The 18,982-nt window shown below is 73.2% G+C and carries 17 protein-coding genes; 11 read left to right on the top strand and 6 right to left on the bottom strand.

From position 1 onward, the window contains the following. The first annotated feature begins 62 nt into the window (after positions 1-62). Both ACIBQ6_RS05545 and ACIBQ6_RS05540 read left to right on the top strand, forming a co-directional pair. Positions 63-329 carry a DUF6504 family protein gene (locus ACIBQ6_RS05545; RefSeq protein ID WP_352323492.1) on the top strand — a complete coding sequence of 89 codons (267 nt, stop codon included), beginning with the start codon at positions 63-65 and terminating at the stop codon, positions 327-329. Beyond that, positions 329-3,982, top strand: coding sequence for a DNA polymerase III subunit alpha (locus ACIBQ6_RS05540; protein ID WP_397210387.1), 3,654 nt, complete (start codon positions 329-331; stop codon positions 3,980-3,982). Before ACIBQ6_RS05545 ends, ACIBQ6_RS05540 begins: the two co-directional genes overlap by 1 nt. A gap of 22 nt (positions 3,983-4,004) precedes the next feature. Here the strand turns inward: ACIBQ6_RS05540 and ACIBQ6_RS05535 are convergent, their stop codons facing one another. Next, positions 4,005-4,676 carry a DUF4328 domain-containing protein gene (locus ACIBQ6_RS05535; RefSeq protein WP_397210386.1) on the bottom strand — a complete coding sequence of 224 codons (672 nt, stop codon included), beginning with the start codon at positions 4,674-4,676 and terminating at the stop codon, positions 4,005-4,007. A 115-nt stretch (positions 4,677-4,791) separates the two neighbouring features. Further along, the gene (locus tag ACIBQ6_RS05530; RefSeq protein WP_352323489.1) at positions 4,792-5,439 is read right to left on the bottom strand and encodes a response regulator transcription factor; all 648 of its coding nucleotides are present in this window, start codon (positions 5,437-5,439) and stop codon (positions 4,792-4,794) included. A gap of 91 nt (positions 5,440-5,530) precedes the next feature. On the opposite strand from ACIBQ6_RS05530, the gene ACIBQ6_RS05525 reads away from it, so the two are divergent. Both ACIBQ6_RS05525 and ACIBQ6_RS05520 read left to right on the top strand, forming a co-directional pair. Beyond that, a complete protein-coding gene (locus ACIBQ6_RS05525) occupies positions 5,531-6,208 on the top strand; it encodes an ABC transporter ATP-binding protein (RefSeq protein ID WP_352323488.1) in 678 nt (225 codons plus the stop codon). Continuing rightward, complete coding sequence (locus tag ACIBQ6_RS05520; protein WP_397210385.1) at positions 6,205-8,142, top strand: FtsX-like permease family protein; 1,938 nt, start codon at positions 6,205-6,207, stop codon at positions 8,140-8,142. The genes ACIBQ6_RS05525 and ACIBQ6_RS05520 overlap by 4 nt, the downstream gene beginning before the upstream one ends. A 31-nt stretch (positions 8,143-8,173) precedes the next feature. Here the strand turns inward: ACIBQ6_RS05520 and ACIBQ6_RS05515 are convergent, their stop codons facing one another. Beyond that, positions 8,174-9,175, bottom strand: a complete 1,002-nt coding sequence (locus ACIBQ6_RS05515) for an LLM class F420-dependent oxidoreductase (RefSeq protein WP_387678918.1) — start codon at positions 9,173-9,175, stop codon at positions 8,174-8,176. Positions 9,176-9,249: 74 nt separating this feature from the next. Here ACIBQ6_RS05515 and ACIBQ6_RS05510 point away from each other — a divergent pair, with 74 nt between their 5' ends. Further along, the gene (locus ACIBQ6_RS05510; protein WP_358294810.1) at positions 9,250-10,680 is read left to right on the top strand and encodes a sulfatase; all 1,431 of its coding nucleotides are present in this window, start codon (positions 9,250-9,252) and stop codon (positions 10,678-10,680) included. Here the strand turns inward: ACIBQ6_RS05510 and ACIBQ6_RS05505 are convergent. Continuing rightward, the gene (locus ACIBQ6_RS05505) at positions 10,674-11,363 is read right to left on the bottom strand and encodes a FadR/GntR family transcriptional regulator (protein WP_358294808.1); all 690 of its coding nucleotides are present in this window, start codon (positions 11,361-11,363) and stop codon (positions 10,674-10,676) included. The two genes, ACIBQ6_RS05510 and ACIBQ6_RS05505, sit on opposite strands and share 7 nt — an antisense overlap. Positions 11,364-11,447: 84 nt before the next feature. Here ACIBQ6_RS05505 and ACIBQ6_RS05500 point away from each other — a divergent pair, with 84 nt between their 5' ends. Genes ACIBQ6_RS05500 through ACIBQ6_RS05490 form a run of 3 tightly spaced genes read left to right on the top strand, consistent with a single transcriptional unit; the run spans position 11,448 to position 14,147 of the window. Continuing rightward, positions 11,448-12,179, top strand: a complete 732-nt coding sequence (locus tag ACIBQ6_RS05500; protein ID WP_352322455.1) for a (Fe-S)-binding protein — start codon at positions 11,448-11,450, stop codon at positions 12,177-12,179. After that, positions 12,176-13,573 carry a lactate utilization protein B gene (locus ACIBQ6_RS05495; protein ID WP_397210384.1) on the top strand — a complete coding sequence of 466 codons (1,398 nt, stop codon included), beginning with the start codon at positions 12,176-12,178 and terminating at the stop codon, positions 13,571-13,573. Before ACIBQ6_RS05500 ends, ACIBQ6_RS05495 begins: the two co-directional genes overlap by 4 nt. Then, positions 13,560-14,147: a lactate utilization protein C gene (locus ACIBQ6_RS05490; protein ID WP_358294804.1), complete on the top strand. Its 588-nt coding sequence runs from the start codon at positions 13,560-13,562 to the stop codon at positions 14,145-14,147. Before ACIBQ6_RS05495 ends, ACIBQ6_RS05490 begins: the two co-directional genes overlap by 14 nt. A gap of 58 nt (positions 14,148-14,205) precedes the next feature. Here ACIBQ6_RS05490 and ACIBQ6_RS05485 read toward each other — a convergent pair whose 3' ends face one another. Together ACIBQ6_RS05485 and ACIBQ6_RS05480 are read right to left on the bottom strand one after the other, a co-directional pair. Further along, positions 14,206-15,216, bottom strand: coding sequence for a Vms1/Ankzf1 family peptidyl-tRNA hydrolase (locus tag ACIBQ6_RS05485; protein ID WP_352360607.1), 1,011 nt, complete (start codon positions 15,214-15,216; stop codon positions 14,206-14,208). 3 nt (positions 15,217-15,219) lie between these two features. Beyond that, positions 15,220-15,627: a DUF2795 domain-containing protein gene (locus ACIBQ6_RS05480; RefSeq protein WP_358294801.1), complete on the bottom strand. Its 408-nt coding sequence runs from the start codon at positions 15,625-15,627 to the stop codon at positions 15,220-15,222. Between the two features lie 76 nt (positions 15,628-15,703). Here ACIBQ6_RS05480 and ACIBQ6_RS05475 point away from each other — a divergent pair, with 76 nt between their 5' ends. The 3 genes from ACIBQ6_RS05475 (at position 15,704) to ACIBQ6_RS05465 (ending at position 18,961) form a co-directional block, all read left to right on the top strand. Beyond that, complete coding sequence (locus tag ACIBQ6_RS05475) at positions 15,704-16,792, top strand: GNAT family N-acetyltransferase (protein ID WP_397210383.1); 1,089 nt, start codon at positions 15,704-15,706, stop codon at positions 16,790-16,792. A gap of 81 nt (positions 16,793-16,873) precedes the next feature. After that, on the top strand, positions 16,874-18,049 hold the full coding sequence (locus tag ACIBQ6_RS05470; protein ID WP_397210382.1) for a precorrin-6Y C5,15-methyltransferase (decarboxylating) subunit CbiT: 1,176 nt from the start codon (positions 16,874-16,876) through the stop codon (positions 18,047-18,049). A 66-nt stretch (positions 18,050-18,115) separates the two neighbouring features. Then, the gene (locus ACIBQ6_RS05465) at positions 18,116-18,961 is read left to right on the top strand and encodes a sirohydrochlorin chelatase (protein ID WP_358294795.1); all 846 of its coding nucleotides are present in this window, start codon (positions 18,116-18,118) and stop codon (positions 18,959-18,961) included. Positions 18,962-18,982 lie beyond the last annotated feature (21 nt).

The raw sequence follows: 18,982 nt of genomic DNA, 5'->3' as shown, positions 1-18,982 counted from the left end.
ATAAGCGCCCGTCTTCCCCCGGGTGGCTCAGCAAAGGAACCAGAGCCGCGGGGAGAAGCGTCTTGAGCAGACTCTATGGCGATCCGATAGAGGTGTGGACCAGAGACGGCGAGCCGACCCAGTTCGTCTGGCGCGACCGGCTCTATCTCGTCCGCAACGTGCTCGACCACTGGGTCGTGGCGCGCGAGTGGTGGAAGACCGGCGAGGGCGACCCCGGCGAGCGCCGCTTCTGGCGGGTGGAGGCGAGCCCGGGGCGCGAGGTCGGCTCGTACGAGCTGCGCTACGACACCGCCGGCGACGGCTGGCTGCTGCTGCGGGCGTGGGACTGATGGCGCCCCCGTTCCCGCACCTCGACGTGGCCTCGGCCTACTCCATGAGGTACGGCACCGCCTTCCCGCACGCCCTGGTGGAACGGGCCGTCGAACACGGCATGGACATCCTCGCGCTGACCGACCGCGACGGGCTCTACGGCGCGGTCAAACACGTCCAGGCGTGCGCGGACGCCGGGATCGCCCCCGTGGTCGGCGTGAACCTGGCGCTCGACGTCCCGGCGCGCACGCCCGCGCCGGGCCTGCGCGCGCCGCGGCCCGCGACCGGACCGAGGACCGGGCCCGGCGCCGAGGACCGGGTCACCGTGCTGGCCCGCTCCGGCGGCTGGTCGCGGCTGTGCCGCCTGGTCACCGCCGCGCACGCCGCCGGCGAGCGCGGCGCGCCCAAGGTGACCCGCGAGCTGGTCGGCGCCTGGGCCGGGCCGGCGGGCGGCGACCACGGGTTCGGCGCCGAGGACGGGCTCGTGGTGCTGCTCGGGCCGCGCTCCGACGTCGGCCGGGCGATCGCCGAACGCCGCGACGAGCAGGCCAGGACGCTGCTCGGCCGGTGGCGCGCCGCCGTCCCCGGCGTGGTGATCGAACTGGTCGACCAGTACGGCTTCCGCGACGCCATCACGGCCGTCCGCATGCTCGGCCTGGCCGAGTCCGCCGGCGTGCCGGCCGTGCTGACCAACGCCGCCCGCTACCTCGACCCGGCCGATCACCAGGTCGGCGACGTGCTCGACGCGGCCCGCCGGCTCGTCCCGCTGCACCCCAGGCACCTGGAGAGCACCACCTCGCACGCCTACCTCAAGAGCACCAAGGAGATGTGGCAGGTGGCGGCCAAGATCTGCGGCGCCGACCGGGAGCGCGTGGCCCGGCTGCTGTCCACCACCAGGCGCCTGGCCGAGGCGTGCTCGATGGACCCGCTGCGGCTGCTCGCGCTCAGGAACGACCCGCCCGACCTCAACCTGCCCGAGGTCGGCCGCGACCCGGTGCCGCTGCTGCGCAACCGCGTCGAGGACGGCCTGGTCAGGCGCGGCCTCGACCGTTCGGGGGAGGCCAGGGAACGCCTGCGGGCCGAGCTGGACGTCATCGAGCGCAAGCGCCTGTCGGGTTACTTCATCGCCGTGGCCGGCATCACCGACATGATCCGCGGCATGGACATCCGCTGCGCCATCCGCGGCTCGGGCGCCGGCAGCCTGGTCAACTACCTCATCGGCATCGGCGAGGTGAACCCGCTCGAACACGGCCTGCTCATGGAGCGTTTCCTGTCGGAGGGCCGCGTCGGCCTGCCCGACATCGACGTGGACGTGGAGTCGGCCCGCCGGCTCGACTGCTACAAGGCCATCTTCGAACGCTACGGCGAGGCCCGCGTGGCCTGCGTGTCCATGATGGAGACCTACCGCGCGCGCAGCGCCATCAGGGACGTCGCCGGCGCGATGGGCCTGCCGCCGCACGAGATCGACGCCATCGCCAAGGCGTTCCCTCACATCAGGGCCAGGCAGATCACCGCGTCCCTGGCCGACCTGCCCGAGCTGCGCGAGAGCCGGCTCGGCGAGGCCGGGCTCGACCGGGTGTTCCGGCTGGCCGAGAAGCTCGACGGCCTGCCCAGGCACATCGCGCTGCACCCGTGCGGCGTGCTGGTCGGCAACTCGGGCCTGCGCGACAGGACGCCGGTGGAACGCAGCCTGCTGGAGTTCCCGATGTCCCAGTTCGACAAGGACGACGTGGAGGAGGCCGGCCTGCTCAAGCTGGACGTGCTGGGCGTGCGGATGCAGTCGGCCATGGCGTACACGCTGAGCGAGATCAAACGCGTGGACGACATCGAGGTCAGGCTGGACGAGCAGGCCGGCGACGACCCCGGCGTCGAGTACGTCCCGCACGACGACCAGGAGACCTACGACATGATCTGCGCCAGCCGCACGCTCGGCTGCTTCCAGATCGAGTCGCCGGGCCAGCGGGAGCTGGTGGCCAAGCTGGAGCCGCGCCGGATGCACGACCTGATCGTGGACATCTCCCTGTTCCGGCCGGGGCCGGTCAACTCCGACATGGTCACCCCCTACCTGGAGGCCAGGCACGGGTGGCGGCAGCCGTACTACCCGCACGCCCGGCTGCGCGAGGCGCTGAAGGAGACGCACGGCGTGGTCGTCTTCCACGAGCAGGTGCTGAAGATCATCTCGGTGATGACGGGACGCGACCTGTCCTTCGCCGAGACCCTGCGGCGCACCCTCGGCACGCCGGAGGGCCGGGAGCGGGTGCGTAAGGCGTTCGTGCCGCTGGCCAGGGCCAACGGGTTCGGCGACGCGGCGGTGGAGCGGGCCTGGAAGGTGCTCGACGCGTTCGGCGCCTTCGGGTTCTGCAAGGCGCACGCGGCGGCGTTCGCGCTGCCCACCTACCAGTCGGCCTGGCTCAAGCGGCACCACGCGGCGGCGTTCTTCGCCGGGGTGCTCACCCACGAGCCCGGCATGTACCCGCCGCGCGTCATCATCGACGAGGCCCGGCAGTGCGGGGTCGAGATCCTGCCGCTCGACGTCAACGGGTCCGGCAAGGACTGGCGGGTGGAACGGCTCGGCCCGCGTCCGCCGCTGCGGCTCCGGGTGAGCCCGTCGGAGCTGGGGGAGGAGCGGCGTCCGGTGCGGCAGGAGTTCAGGATCGGGGAGATCGGCCGCGGTTACGCGCTGCGGGTGCCGTTCTCGGCGATCAAGGGGGTGAGCGAGGCCGAGGTCGAACGCATGGTGGCCGGGCAGCCGTACACGTCGCTGGCCGACTTCTGGGACCGGGCCAGGCCCTCGCGCCCGACCATCGAGCGCATCGTCCAGGTCGGCGGCCTCGACGCGCTGCACGGCCTGCGTCCCGGCGGCCCCCGCTGGCGTCCGGGCGAGCTGACCCGGCGCGACCTGATCGCCCAGGTGGGGGCGCTGGAGCGGGCGTCGTCGATCGGCGTGCGCTCGGCCGCGCCCCGGTCCAGGCGCTACACCGCGGCGCCGCCGCGCCCCCGGGCCGAGCCGCCGTCCACGCAGCTGCCGCTCGGCTTCGGCGAGCACCTGCCGCCCGGCGAGCTGCCCGAGATGACGGAGACGGAGATGGTCGAGGCCGAGCTGGAGATCCTCGGCATCGACGTCAGCCGGCACGTCATCAGCTTCCACGACGAGCTGCTCGACGCGCTCGGGGTGGTGCGCTCCAAGGACCTGCTCGCCCAGCGCAACGGCGCGGAGGTGCTGGTCGCGGGGGTGAAGGTGGCCACCCAGACGCCCGCCGTGCGCTCGGGGCAGCGGGTCATCTTCACCACCCTCGACGACTCGACGGGGCCGGTCGACCTGACCTTCTTCGAGTCGGTGCAGGGCAGGTGCGCGGCGACGGTGTTCGGCTCGTGGCTCATGCTGGCCAGGGGGGTGGTCCGCCGTACGGGGGCCCGCGCGGTCTCCATGCGCGCCGTCGACTGCTGGAACCTGACCGACCTGGACGCGCTGTGGCGGGCGGAGGGCGTGGAGGCCGTCCGCGCCCTGCTCGACCGGGCTCCCGAAGAGCGGCCCGGCGTCGGCGGACGCAGCATCGAGTACGCCAACGGCTTCCGGCTCTCGCCCTACTCCGACCTCGGCCCCGCCGTCGCCGCCCCGCCCCGGCAGCTCTGGCACGCCAGCCCCGGCAGCTCCGGCCCGACGGCGGCCTGACCCCGTACCCGGCCGGCGGCCGTCAGCCGGTGTGGCCGAACGGGGCCGAGCCCTGGGCGGGCCGGGTGGTCAGCCGGGTCACGACCTCGGGGCCGGGCGCGGACTCGGCGACCGCCGCGCGCAGCCGTCCGGCCACGTCGAGCCGCTGGACGCGGGTGACCTCGCGGACGGTGGCGGCGCACAGCAGGGCCGCCACCACCGCGCCGCCCAGCTCCAGCAACCCCACCCCGGTCAGCCCGTCGGAGGCGGACTCCAGCGGGAGGCGGACCGTGACCAGCGTCAGCATGCCCAGCCAGCTCAGCCACCACGCCGTCAGCAGCGCCAGCCACCGCCCGCGCCGCCCGGACGGCGGCTTGGCCCGCCGCCAGATGTCGTCGACCAGCAACGCGGGCGCGACCAGGTTGACGACGGGGATCAGCCACGCGGCCGCGACCGGCCCGGTGGGGCTGGCACGGTCCTTCACCTGACGGGCGCGCACCAGCCAGGTCACGTAGGCGGCCCCGGCGGCGACGGAGGTGCCCGCGACCAGCATCATCAGCACCGCGAACGTCGTCACCGCCCCCACGACCGCCTCCGCCTGCGCCCCGTGGGGACGGCCGCCGAACGCGGCGAGCTGGACGGCGAGATGACGGCCGCGGGACCGCTCGAAGACCACGAGGGCGCCCAGGGAGAGGACCTGCGCGGCAAGCGTCACATATACGGCGGAAGCAGCTTTGGTTGGCGGTGCCTGGGCGTAGCGCACGATGTTCTCCCCCCGGGCCATGCGCTGAGGTTCTGACTCACTTGTATCCCGTGAGCACCACTGTTAATCAGCTCACCACGCCGGATTCCCACGCCCAAGCTGCGATTCCCACCCGATTGCGGACACCGAGTTTCGCCTGGATGCTGCCCAGGTGCGTCTTCACCGTCGACAGCGACACGAACAGCTCGGCGGCCACCTCCTGGTTGGTGCGTCCCCTGGCCACCAGGCGCACGACGTCGAGCTCGCGGTCGGTCAGCGGGCCGTTCGGCGGCTCGGCCGCCCGCCTGGGCTGGGTCAGGTGCTGCAGCAGCCGTACGGTGACCGACGGCGACACCAGCGCGTCGCCTCCGGCGGCGGCCCTGACCGCCTCGATGAGCAGCGTGGGGCCGCTGTCCTTGAGCAGGAAGCCGGTGGCCCCGGCGCGCAGCGCGCCGTAGACGTACTCGTCGAGGTCGAAGGTGGTGACGATGACCACCCGCATCGGGTTCTCCACGCCCGGCCCGGCCAGCACGCGGGTCACCTCCAGCCCGTCGAGCTTGGGCATCCTGATGTCGAGCAGGCACACGTCCGGCCGCAGCCGCCTGGCCTCGGCCACGGCCTCGGCGCCGTCGGCCACGGCGGCCACGACCTCCATGTCCGGTTGAGCGTCCAAGATCATTTGGAAGCCGGTGCGCACCAGCTGCTGGTCGTCGGCGATGAGAACCCGAATAGTCACGGCTCAACTCTAAGGATCAGCCGTTCGGCCGAGGCCGAAATGGACGCACGGCCGATCCGCCGCCACCCCCCGCCGCGGAAGGGTTGGGGCCATGAACGACGTGCTTGTTGGACGAGCCCTGGCCAAGCGGTTCGGGCAGACGGTCGCCCTGGGCGGCGTGGACATCACGGTACGGGCGGGAGAGGCCGTGGCCATCATGGGCCCGAGCGGTTCCGGCAAGTCGACCCTCCTCCACTGCCTGGCCGGGATCATGAAGCCGGACGACGGCGAGGTCCACCTGCTGGGCCAGCGCATCGACGCCATGGGCGAGCGCCAGCGCAGCGCCCTGCGCCGCACCCGCTTCGGCTTCGTCTTCCAGTTCGGCCAGCTCCTGCCGGAGCTGCCCGCCGAGGAGAACGTGGCGCTCCCGCTCATGCTGGGCGGCGTGCCGCGCGCCCAGGCCGTACGGCAGGCCCGCGAGTGGTTCCCGCTGCTCGGCCTGCACCAGATGGAGACCCGGCGGCCCGGCGAGCTGTCCGGCGGCCAGGCGCAGCGCGTGGCCATCGCCAGGGCGCTGGTGAGCAAGCCGGCCGTGGTCTTCGCCGACGAGCCGACCGGCGCGCTCGACCAGCAGACCGGCCAGGACACCATGCGCCTGCTCACCGAGGCGACCAGGCACAACGGGGCCTGTCTGATCGTCGTCACGCACGACCCCAACGTGGCCGCCTGGTGCGACCGCACGGTCGAGGTCCGCGACGGCCGCCTGCTCGCCCACGGGGTGACCGCGTGAACCTCGACCTGACCTGGCGGCTGCTCAAGGGCGGCGGCCGCAGGGGCATGCTGGGCACCTGGCTCACCTTCGGCGCGGTCGCGGTGGCCACGGCGCTGCTGCTGTTCGCCGTCGCCGCGAACGTCGCCTTCGGCGCCAGGGCCGACCGCAGCGCCTGGCGCAACCCCGTGGCGGCGGCCCAGAAGGACGCGGTGGCCGTCGAGGCCTCCCGCTTCGACTACGTGGACGGCAAGACGATCACCGTCGTCGACCTGGCCGCGCTCAAGCCGGGGGCGCCCGCCCCGCCCGGCATGCCGCGCTTCCCGGCCCCCGGCGAGGTGTGGCTGTCGCCCGCCCTGTCCGAGCTGGCCGCCGAGTTGCCCGCCGACCGGCTGGCCAAGCGCTACCCGGCGCCCAAGGGCGTGCTCGGCGACGAGGCGCTGGTCCAGCCCGAGGAGCTGGTCGCGGTGGTCGGCCACGCGCCGGACGCGCCCGCGATGACCGCCGAGCGCAGCGACGACTGGATCCTCGGCAAGCCGCCGGTCAAGGTCGCGACCCTGGCGGGCACGCCCAGCGAGGACGCCCAGGCGTACCAGGTGCTGGCGCTGATCGCCAGCGTGCTCATGGTGGTGCCGCTGCTGGTGTTCGGCGGCGCGGCGGCCAGGCTCACCGTCGCCCGGCGCGACCAGCGGCTGGCCGCGCTCAGGCTGATCGGCGCGACGCCGGGCCAGGTGGTCGGCATGACGGTGGCCGAGGCCGTGCTGGTCGCCTTCGCCGGGGCCCTGGCCGGGGCCGTCGTGTTCGGGGCGGCCGTGCCGCTGCTGGCGCGCATCCCGATCCAGGGCGGCACCTGGTTCGTCGCCGACCTGTTCCCGAACCTGCTGATCCTGGCCGGCGTACTGGTCGCGGTGCCGCTGCTGGTGGGGCTGTCGGCGGTGGTCGGGCTGCGCCGGGTCGTGGTCAGCCCGCTCGGCGTGGCCAAGCGGGAGACGCCGCCCGGCATGCGGTTCGTCCGCGTGCTCGCGCTGCTCGCGGTGCTGGCCGTGTTCCCGCTGCTCACCAGGGGGACCAGCGTGGCGATCGTGGCCGTGGCGCTCGGGCTGGCGTTCCTGTGCCTGAACCTGGCCGGGCCGTGGGTGGTCGGCCTCATCGGCAAGGTGGCGGCCGGGACCGCGCGCCGGCCCGCGCGGCTGCTGGCGGCCCGCAGGCTGGTGGACGATCCGCGCTCGGCCTGGCGGACCGTCAGCGGCGTGGCCCTGACCGGCTTCGTGGCCGGGTTCCTCGGCCTGCTCAGCCCGGGCGCGTTCGGCGGGGACGCCGGGCCCGCCCAGCTCAGCGTCGTGGCGCCGGTGGGGGAGACGGCGAAGGTGGCCGACCAGGCCCGCGACCGGCTCGCGCGGGCGGGCATCACGGCCACGGTGAAGGCCGTCAAGCACACCGTGGTCGCGGCGCTCGGCAGCGGCGCCGACGACGTCGTGGTGGACCGGGCGCGCACCGCGCTGAGCGACCTCGTGCCGGGGCGCACCCCGACGACGAAGGCCGACGACCAGCGCTTCGGCCTGCAGATCCTGGCCGACGTGCGGGTGGGCACGATCGTGGTGCTGTCGGTGTCGTTCCTGGTGGCGATCGCCAGCGCGGGCATCACCGCGGCCTCGTCGGTGCTGGACCGGCGGCAGACGTACGCGCTGCTGCGGCTGGCGGGCACGCCCCTGGAGGTCCTGGACCGGGCCCGGCGGGCCGAGACGCTGATCCCGATGGCCGTGATGGGCGGCGGCGCGATCCTGGTGGGCGCGTTCTGCGCGATGCCGTTCATGATCGGCGGAGTGAGCACGAGCGGCGTGGTCACGCTGCTGGTCTGCGTGGGCGCCGGCTTCGCGGGCGTGATCGGCGCGGGCGCGCTGAGCCGGCCGCTGCTGCGCTCGGTGACCGAGGACCCGGCGCCCCGGCCGGACTGACCGCCCGGCCGGGCGGTCAGTCCGGCGCGGATCAGCCGAGCACGAGGTCGCGGACCGTGCGCAGCGACTGCTCGTCGCGCGGTCCCATCACCAGCAGGCTGGTGACCGGGCTCTTGTGCCACAGTTCGAGCCGTTCCCTGATCCGGCCGGGCGGGCCGACGAGCGAGATGCCGTCGGCCAGCTCGTCGGGGATCGCCCGGAACGCCTCGTCCTTGCGGCCGGCCAGGTAGAGCGCCTGGATGTGCTCGGCCGCCGCGGCGAAGCCCATGCGGCCGATGATGTCGGCGTGGAAGTTGCGCTGCTTGGCGCCCATGCCGCCGATGTAGAGCGTGAGCATCATCTTGACGCCGTCGAGGGCGGCCCTGACGTCGTCGGAGATGACGACCATCACCATGGCGGCGATCTCGAAGCCGGGGTCGCGGCCCGCCAGCGCGTCGCCGTACATCTCCTCGATCTTGCCGGGGAAGGCGAACAGCGGCAGCCAGCCCTGCGCGACCTCGGCGGCCAGGGCGACGTTCTTCGGGCCCTCCGCGCCGAGGTAGACGGGGATGTCGCGGCGCAGCGGGTGGGTGATGAGCTTGAGCGGCTTGCCCAGGCCGCCCGCCAGGGGCAGCGGGTAGTGGGCGCCGTCGCTGGTCACGGGCTCCTCGCGGCGCCACACGCGGCGCATGATCTCGACGTACTCGCGGGTCCTGGCCAGGGGCCTGGCGAACGGCTGCCCGTACCAGCCCTCCACGACCTGCGGGCCGGAGGCGCCGATGCCGAGCAGCAGCCGGCCGCCGGTCAGATGGTCGAGCGTCATCGCGGTCATCGCGGTCGTGACCGGCGGGCGGGCCGAGATCTGCGCCACCGACGTGCCCAGCTTGATCCGGCTCGTACGCGCCCCGTACCAGGCCAGCGGGGTGAACACGTCACTGCCGTACGCCTCGGCGGTCCACACCGAGTCGTAGCCGAGGCGTTCGGCGGCGAGGACGGTCTCCGTGGCGTCGTCGGCGTCGCGCTGCCAGTAGCCGAGGTTCAGGCCGAGCTTCATACGCACCTCCGGAATAAAGTTCCATTACCGAGGCCGCAGTGTCAATGCGTGATCAGCCGGGGAGATCAGACATTGTGCTCAAGAGTCTCTGCCGTCTCTTCTGCCTGCTGCTCCTGCTGTCGCCGGCGGCCGAGCCGACGATGGCCGTGAGCGCCTCGCGGCCGAACATCGTGTTCGTGATGGCCGACGACCTGGAGAGCGGCACGCTGCCCTACTTCCCTGCCATCAACTCGGAGCTGGTGGCGAAGGGCACCTCCTTCAGCCGGTTCTTCGTGACGAACTCCTGGTGCTGCCCCTCGCGCACGTCGATCCTGCGCTCCCAGTACGTCCACAGCCATGGCGTCCTGACCAACACCGCCCCCGAAGGGGGGTTCGACCGCTTCCACTCCCTCGATCTGGAACGTTCCACGATCGGCACCTGGATGCAGCAGGCCGGCTACCGCACCGCGCTGATGGGCAAGTTCCTCAACCACTATCCCGGCGCCACCGCCGACGCCGCCTACGTGCCGCCCGGCTGGGACGAATGGGACGTCCCGGTCCGCAAGCTCTACGAGGAGTACGGCTACCGCCTCAACGAGAACGGCGACCTGTACGACTACGGCTGGTCGGAGGAGGACTACCTGTCCGACGTGCTGGCCGACAAGGCCCGCGACTTCATCACCGGCGCCGACGAGCCGTTCTTCCTCTACCTGACGCCCATCGGCCCGCACAACCCGGCCAACCCGGCGGTCCGGCACGTCGCCGACCTCCCCGAGGTCACCGCGCCGCGCACACCGTCGTTCAACCAGGCCGACGTGAGCAAGGAGCCGCTGTGGCTGCGCTCCCTGCCCTCGCTGACGCAGGAGGACATCGACCGGGTCGACGAGCGCCACCGCAGGCGGCTGCGGTCGATGCTGGGCGTGGACGACCTGGTCCGGTCGGTGATCGAGGCGCTGCAGGCGTCCGGCAAGCTCGACAACACCTACATCATCTTCACCTCCGACAACGGCTTCCATCTCGGCACACATCGGCTTCCCCAGGGCAAGACGACGCCGTTCGAGGAGGCGATCAAGGTTCCGTTCGTGGTGCGCGGGCCGGGGATCCGGGCGGGGGCCACGATCGGGCAGCTCGGCGCGACCGTCGACATCGCGCCGACGATCGCCGAGCTGGGCGGGGCCGCCGTGCCGGCGTTCAGCGAGGGGCGCTCGCTGGTGCCGCTGCTGCGCGGCAGCCCGCCCGCCCAGTGGCGCAAGAACGTGCTGGTCGAGTTCAACAGGCCGGTCAACCGGTCGTCGGCGGCCCAGACCCCGGTGCCCTCCTACCAGGCGCTGCGCACCGAGCGTTACACCTACGTCAGGTACGACACGGGGGAGCGGCAGCTCTACGACCTGGCCGCCGACCCGTACCAGCTCGACAACCTCGCGGCCACCGCCGAGCCGGCGCTGCTGGCCGGCCTCGACGCCCGGCTCCAGGCGATGCGGGCCTGCTCCGGGGCGGGCTGCCGGGAGGCCGACGCGCGTCAGTGACCGGGGAACAGGGCGGGGTAGGCGTGCGCCAGGTGATCGGTCACCGCCCGCTGGGCCTCCTCCGGGTCGCCCGCCGCGATGGCCGCGCGGATGCGCTCGTGGTCCGCGCGCAGCACGGACGGGTCGCCGAGGCGTTCGACCGCTTCGATGGCGTTCCTGCGCATCGCGTCCCGGAGTGAGCGCATGATGGCGGCGATGAGCCGGTTGCCCGAGGCGTCCGCGATCGCGCAGTGGAAGGCGGTGTCGTGCTCCACGAACTCCTCGGCCGTGGCCGCCCGGTCCATGCCCTCGATCGCGGCGGCCAGCTCCGCGACGCCGGCCGCCGGGGAGCCGGTCGCCGCCGCGTGCGCGGCCGACCAGCGTTCGATCATCAGCCGGGCGTCCACGACCTCGCGCTGCTCCAGGGTGGCCAGGCCGAGGTTGAGCCGGAGCAGGTCGGTGAGCGCCGTGTCGGGCCGCGAGGTCAGCACGGCTCCCGCGTCCGGACCCCGTCCCACCTGCGAGGACACCACGCCCAGGGTCTCCAGGACGCGCAGCGCCTCCCGCACGGACGAGCGGCCGACGCCCAGTTGCTCGGCGAGCTGGCGTTCGCCGGGCAGCCGGTCGCCCACGGTCAGGCCGTCCTCGGCGATGCGTCGTTCGATCTGGGCGAGCACGTCCTCGAACGCCCGTGTGCGTTTCACCGATGCCTCCCCGGTGCTGGCCCGGAACTGTGTGGTTAGGTATGGTCTGACCATACAGTGGTCGGACCATTCGTTGGGAGAGTCGTGCGAGTCGCCCTGTTCATCACGTGCGTGAACGACACGCTCTTCCCGGGCACCGGCAAGGCCGTCGTGTCGCTGCTGCGCAGGCTGGGCTGCGACGTGGACTTCCCCGTCGCCCAGACGTGCTGCGGGCAGATGCACGTCAACACCGGTTACCGGGCGGAGGGCGTGCGGCTGGCCAGGAAGTTCACCGAGGTGTTCGCCGGGTACGACGCCGTCGTGGCGCCGTCCGGGTCGTGCGCGGCCATGGTGCGCGAGCAGTACCCGAAGCTGGTGCGGCCGGGCAGCAGGGGCGCGGCGGCCGTGGCCGAGGTCGTGCCCAAGGTGTACGAGCTGAGCGAGTTCCTGCTGGACGTCCTGAAAGTGGACGATGTTGGGGCATATTTCCCGCACCGGGTGACATATCACCCGACGTGCCATTCGCTGCGCGGGTTGCACCTGGGCGACCGGCCTACCCGGCTGCTGCGGAAGGTCCGAGGTCTGGAGCTCGTGCCGCTGCCCGGCGCGGAGGAGTGCTGCGGCTTCGGCGGCACGTTCGCGGTCAAGAACCCGGCGGTGTCGGCCGCCATGGGGGCCGACAAGGTGCGCGGCATCCTCGACACGGGCGCCGAGGTCATCTGCGCGGCCGACAACTCGTGCCTGATGCACATCGGCGGCACCCTGAGCCGTCAGAAGACGGGGGTCAGGACGATGCACCTGGCGGAGATCCTCGCAGCCACGGAGGAGACCCGATGAGCGCGACATTCCTCGGCATGCCCGGAAATTTCCCGAAAAATGCGGCGAAAGCCGTGGAGGACTCGCAACTGCGGTTCAACCTGCGGAAAGCCACTCACACCATTCGCGGCAAGCGCGCCGGCGTCGTCGGCGAGCTGCCCGACTGGGCCGAGCTGCGCGCGGCCGGCAAGGCCGTCAAGGACCACACGCTCCGCCACCTCGACCGCTACCTCCTCCAGCTGGAGGAGGCCGTCCGGCGGGCGGGCGGCACCGTCCACTGGGCCAGGGACGCCGAGGAGGCCAACCGCATCGTCGGCGACCTGGTCGCGGCCACCGGCGAGACCGAGGTGGTCAAGGTCAAGTCGATGGCCACCCAGGAGATCGGGCTCAACGAGGCGCTGGCCCGGCGTGGCATCACCGCGTACGAGACGGACCTGGCCGAGCTGATCGTGCAGCTCGGGGACGACTTCCCCAGCCACATCCTGGTCCCCGCGATCCACCGCAACCGCTCGGAGATCCGCGAGATCTTCCTCGACCGCATGCCCGGCGTGCCCGACGGCCTCACCGACGAGCCGCCCGCCCTGGCCGAGGCCGCCCGGCTCCACCTGCGCGAACGTTTCCTCCGGAGCAAGGTCGCCGTCTCCGGGGCGAACTTCATGATCGCCGAGACCGGCACGCTGGTCGTGCTGGAGTCGGAGGGCAACGGCCGCATGTGCCTGACCCTCCCCGAGACGCTCATCAGCGTCGTCGGCATCGAGAAGCTCCTGCCGACCTGGCGGGATCTGGAGGTCTTCCTCCAGCTTCTTCCGCGCAGCTCCACAGGTGAGCGGATGAATCCGTACACCAGCACGTGGACCGGCGCCACCGAGGGCCAGGACTTCCACCTGGTGCTGCTCGACAACGGCCGCACCGACGTGCTCGCCGACGAGGTGGGCCGCCAGGCGCTGCGCTGCATCCGCTGCTCGGCCTGCCTGAACGTGTGCCCGGTCTACGAACGCGCGGGCGGCCACGCGTACGGCTCGGTCTACCCCGGGCCGATCGGGGCCATCCTCACCCCGCAGCTCAGGGGCATGTCCTCGGACCTGGACGCCTCGCTGCCGTTCGCCTCCAGCCTGTGCGGGGCCTGCCTGGAGGTCTGCCCGGTGGCCATCGACATCCCCGAGGTGCTGGTGGACCTGCGGGCCAAGGCGCCGCACGCGGCGGCCGAGCGCGCGGGCATGAAGGCCGCCGGCTGGGTGCTGGACGACCAGGCCCGGCTGGCCAGGGCGCAGCGGCTGGCCGCCCGGCTGCGCAGGCTGGTGCCCAAGCGGCGGCTGCCCGGCCCGCTGGCGGCCTGGACCGACACCCGGGACGTGCCCGACATCCCGGAAGAATCCTTCAGAGACTGGTGGGAGCGGAACGATGGGCGCGCGTGAGGAGATCCTGGCCAAGGTCAGGAAGGCGGTCGCGGACGCGCCCGAGACGGAGATCGCCCGGCACTACCGCACCCGCCCGGACGTGGACGACGTGGTGGGCCTGTTCGCCGAGCGGGTGCGCGACTACCGGGCCGTCGTGCACGTGCTGCCCGACGCGGACGTGCCCGGCAAGCTGGCCGAGCTGGCCGCCGGCCGCCGCGTGATCGTCCCGGACGGCTTCGCCTGGGCGGCCCCGAGCAGCCCGGACGCCGGGACCGACCGGCGCTGGGCCACGCTCGACGCCGCCGACGGAGTGATCACCGCCTGCGCGGTGGCCATAGCCGAGACCGGGACCATCGTCCTGGACCACGGGCCCGGCCAGGGCGCCAGGGCGCAGACGCTGATCCCCGACCACCACGTGTGCGTCGTGCGCGCCGACCAGATCGTCGCGGGCGTGCCCGAGGCGGTGGCCAGGCTCGACCCGGCCCGCCCGCTCACCTGGATCAGCGGCCCGTCGGCGACCAGCGACATCGAGCTGAACCGGGTCGAGGGCGTGCACGGCCCCCGGACCCTCGAAGTGATCATCAGCACCTGAGCACCGGCGCCGCGCGGCGGATCGTCGGCACCTGGCACCGCAGCGACGGCGCGGGGCGTCAGTACCTGAGGACGGCCGCCACGTCCTGCACGTCGTCGGTGAACCACAGTTCGGCGTCCGTCATGGCGGCGGCCCTGACCACGGCCGAGTCAGCGCGCTCCTCGACGGGCTGCTCGACGCCCCAGCGCCGCAGCTCGCCCTGGTCGGTGGAGAGCTGGGTGCCGCCCTCGCCGGTCCACACGGTCCGGTCGAGCTGGGCGGGCATGAGCACCGCGTGCACCCTGCCCTCGCGCAGGGCGTGCGCCACCTGGGACAGGCCGGCCGGGCCCGAGGACTCGCGGTGGCGGTCGAGCAGCTCGGCGCGGCGGCGTTCGAGCCAGTCGTCCAGCGCGCGCTCGACGTCGGCCTCGAACTGGCCGTGGTCGGAGCGGCTGCCGTGCTCGACCATCATCACCCGGTCGGCGGACTTGGTGCTGAGATGTTGCAGCAGGTAGGAGCGTGACTTCGGCTCGCCGGCCACGATGATCAGCTCGGCGCCGATCCTGCGGACCTGCTCGTCGATCTCGCGGGCGACGGCGACCGCGTTCTTCTCCCACGTCTCCTCGGCGCCCCGCTCGTACCGCTTCTGCGACCAGCCGCCCTGGGCGGTCTTCTGCAGCGGCCAGTCGGCCGCCTCCACGGTGGTCGTGCGCGGCGCGCCGCCGCCGAACACCGACAGCTCGGCCCCGGCGTGGTCCACGATGACGCGCAGGTGCGGCACGTTCTCGCCGCGCTGCCTCAGCATCGGCGTGACGTGCGGCAGCGGCGACACGGTCGCCATCTCGTACGGCGCCCGCGCCAGCGGCTCGGCCAGCACCACCGCGCCGTGCGTGGCGAACAGCGCCTGGCCGGGCGACGGCCGGTTGGCGGCCACCTCCAGGGCGTCGATGGTCTCGGGGTCGGTCCCGTCGAGCTGGTCACGCACGCTGTGCCAGTGCGTCTCCCGCTGCGGCTCGGTGAGCGCGCCCAGATAGACCGACGCGTACGGGCCCCGCCGCTCGTACAGCGGCCTGATGAAGTCGAGACGCACAGGTCACCACCTCCGCTCTTCGATGCCGAGGCCGAGCGCCTTGGCCACGTCGGCGATGTTCACAAAACGGCGGTCGGGAAGGGATCGCACCATGTCGGCCACCTGGTCGGGGGCGTCCACGTCCTCGGCGTGCTGGAGCAGGTCGTCCTTGGAGGCGGGCCAAGGGGTGTCGCTGAGCCATTTGGCCAGGTCGCTGCGGATGTCGACGCCGCGCTGGGTGATGCCTTGGGGGGTGCCGGGCTCGTGTCCCGGGGGGTACGACTGCCCTGACTCCTCGCCGGGCCCGGGCATGGACTCGGTCTCCTTCCACTCCTCGGCGTGCGTGCTGCCGCCGCCGCGGACCATGCCCTCGGTCTCGTGCTTCTGCTGATCGTCCAGGCGCGGACCGTGCTTGTCGCTCCCACGTTCCATAGTTCCCTCACTCCTCTCGAATCGGCCCCTACCCCCGCTTTCGTGGGCAAACATCGTGAGTGTGTAGGGTGCGCACGTGTTCGATCCCGATGCGCGCATCGCCGCCGGACGGCTCGTGCTGCGGCCGTTCGACCCCCGTGACGCCGCCCGCGTGCGGTCGGTGGTGGAGACGGTGGATCCCGGCGACCGCTTCCTCCCGCCGGGCGCGCCCGTCCACGCCTCCGGCGTCGGCCAGTGGCTCGCGCACGGCGTGCACGAGCTGTACCGCTCGCAGCAGGGCCTGCACCTGGCCATGACCGAGGCCGACGACCGCATCGTGGGCGCCATCAGCCTGTTCAGGACGTCGTGGACGGCGGGCACCACCGAGGTCGGCTACGGCGTCCACCCGACGTACCGGGGCCGCGGCTACGCCACCGAGGCCGTACGCGCCCTGACCGCCTGGGTGTTCGCCACCACCGCCCTGCGCAGGGTGGACCTCACCGCGAACCTGGACAACCCGGCCTCCCTGCGCGTCGCGCTGAAAGCCGGCTTCACCTGGGAAGGCGTGCTGCGCGCCGCCGTGCTGGAGGAGGACGGCCCGCACGACCTGGTCGTCCTCGGCCTGCTGCGCGAGGACTCCGGCGAGCCCGCGCCCGCCCTGCCGAAGACCGAGCTGCGCACGCCCCGGCTGCTGCTGCGGCAGCCCGTCCTCGCCGACGTGCCCGGCCTGGCCGCCACCGGCGCCGACCCGCTCACCCAGGCCAGGACCGGCGTCCCCCGCGACTACACCGAGGAGCACGCCCGCGCGTTCGTCGGCATCTGCGAACGGATGCGGATGAGGGGCGCGGGCATCGCGTTCACCGTGGAGGAGTTCACCACCACCCGTTTCGTGGCCAACGTGGACCTCAGGGACCTCGACTGGCGCAACCGTACGGCCGAGGTCGGCTACATGACCGCGCCCTGGGCCCGCGGCCGGGGCTACGCGGGCGAGGCCGTGACCGCGATCGCCCGCTGGCTGTTCGAGCGCCACGGCTTCCGCCGGCTGCAGCTGCGGGCCGCGGTGTCGAACCCGGCCTCGCAACGCGTGGCGGAGAAGGCCGGCTTCACCCGCGAGGGCGTGGCCCGCGCCGCGCTCGACGGCGAGGACCTGGTCGTCTACAGCCTGGTCCCGTCCGACCTGGCCTGAGGGCACAGCGGACTGGCCTGGCCGGCCCATGGTGAAACCCGGCCGGAACCGTCACCCTGGGGATGAGGACGGTGAGGCTGAATGATCACGGTTGTCGGCTGGGACGGGATCGAGCTGCCGGCCGGGGCCGCGGGCAGGCTGCGTGAGGCGGAGCTCGTCGTGGGCCCCGCCGCCATTCTCGGCCGGCTCGGGCTCGACGGACGCGCCGCGGACGACGGCGACGTGCTCCAGGCCCTCGACGGCCATCTCGGGCAGGACCGGGGCCCGGCCGTCGTGGTCGCCGACGGCGATCCCGGCTTCTTCGGAGTCGTCCGCACCTTACGGGCGCACGGCCTGCGGCCGGACGTCCTGCCGGCCACCTCGCTGATCAGCCGCGCCTTCGCCTGCGCCGGGCTCAACTGGGAGGACGCCCTCGTCGTCGCCCCCTCCGGCCCCGGCCGGCTCGCCCGCGTGGTGAACGCCTGCCGCGCCCACCCCAAGGTCGCGCTGCTCGTAGCGCCCGGCGTCGGCCCCGCCGAGATCGCCAGGGAGCTGGCGCCGACCACGCCGCGCGCCCTGATCGTCTTCGAGGACCTGGGCGGCCCGGGACAGCGCGTCACGCACAGCCGCATGGGGGAGGCCACCACCCGGCCGTGGAAGGACCCCGACGTGGTCCTCGTCATCGACCCGCTGCACCGGCCCGGGCAGCCGGGCTGGGTGGCCGGGGCGCAACCCGGCCCGGCGGAGTGGGCGCTGCCGTGGGAGAGCGGGCTGCCCGCCGAGGCGCGGGCGTTCGTCCTGGCCAAGCTGGGTCCCCGGCTCGGCGACCTGGTCTGGGACGTCGGCGCGGGCGAGGGCGGGATCGCCGTCGAGTGCGCCAGGCTGGGCGCGGCCGTCGTGGCGGTCGAACGCGACCAGTCCGCCTGCGCGCGGCTGCGTGCCAACGTGCTGGCCCACGGCGTCAAGGTGGCCCTGACCAGGGGGCACGCGCCCGCCGCGCTCGAACCGCTGCCCGACCCCGACGCCGTCTTCGTCGGCGGGGGCGGTGACGACGTGGTCGCGGCGTGCGCCGCCCGCGGCCCCCGCGCGCTGGTGTGCGCGCTCGGCACGGCCGAGCGGGCGGTGGCCGTGCTGGAGCTGCTGCGCGAGCTCGGCTACCGTGGCGAGGGCACGCGGATCCAGGCGTCCGCGCTGACGCCCGGCGCCGGCGGTTCCCACCGTCTGACCGCGGCGGATGCCGTCTTCGTCGTGCACGCCAAGCCCGCGCACGCAGCGTGACCTGTCCCCCACGGGCACGTATCGGTTATCCTCGCGTGACTTTGTCTACGCACCGGAGATCCCTCAATGAAGCCGCCGCTCCTGCTGATCGGGCAGGGCTCGAACGATGACGCCTACGCCGCGGAGTTCGGCAGGTTCGTCCACCGGCTGCGCTGCCGCCTCGACCACACGGCCGTCGACGTCTCCGGCGGCTACCTGGAACGCGCCACGCCGCGCCTGAGCGACTCCGTGGCGTCCCTGATGGCGCGCGGCCACCACCGTCTCGTCGCGCTGCCGCTCAGTCTCAGCAAGGTGGATGCGGAGTTCCCCGCCGCGATGGCGCTCGAACAGCAGCGCCACCCCACCCTCATGTACGACTACGGCCGCCCCCTCGGCCCCGACCCGCGCGTGCTGGCGCTGCTGGCCGACCGGCTCGGCGAGGCCGCCGCCGAGATGGCCAGGCCGCGCCCCCTGGAGCTGGTCGGCGCCCGGCCCCGGCTGCGCGCCGTCGACACCCCGGCCCTCGACGACGTCCCCGGCCAGGTCGAGCCGGGGGAGACGGCGGTCGTGCTGGTCGGCGAGGGCTCGACCGACGCCGCCGCCAACGCCGAGGTCCACCGGGTGTCGCGGCTGTTCTGGGAGACGCACGCCTACGACTACATGACCGTCGAGACCGCGTTCGTCTCGGTGACGCCGCCCGGCGTGCCCGGCGGGCTCGAACGCTGCCGCCGGCTGGGCGCCAAGCGGGTGATCGTGGTGCCGTACCTGCTGTTCGCGGGCGGCCTGCTGGAGCGCGTGTGGGCGCAGGCCCTGGCGTACGGCGCGGGCCACCCCGACCTCGACATCCGCTGCGCCGAGGTGATCGGCGACTGCGAGACGCTGGCCGACGTCGTGATCGACCGGTACGAGGAAGCGCTCCATCTCGTCCACTGACGCTCCCCTCGTCCATCAACG

Origin of the sequence: Nonomuraea sp. NPDC049655, from assembly GCF_044465465.1 — a bacterium.
Taxonomy (GTDB): Bacteria; Actinomycetota; Actinomycetes; order Streptosporangiales; family Streptosporangiaceae; genus Nonomuraea.
This window is presented reverse-complemented; position numbering and strand designations above follow the sequence as displayed.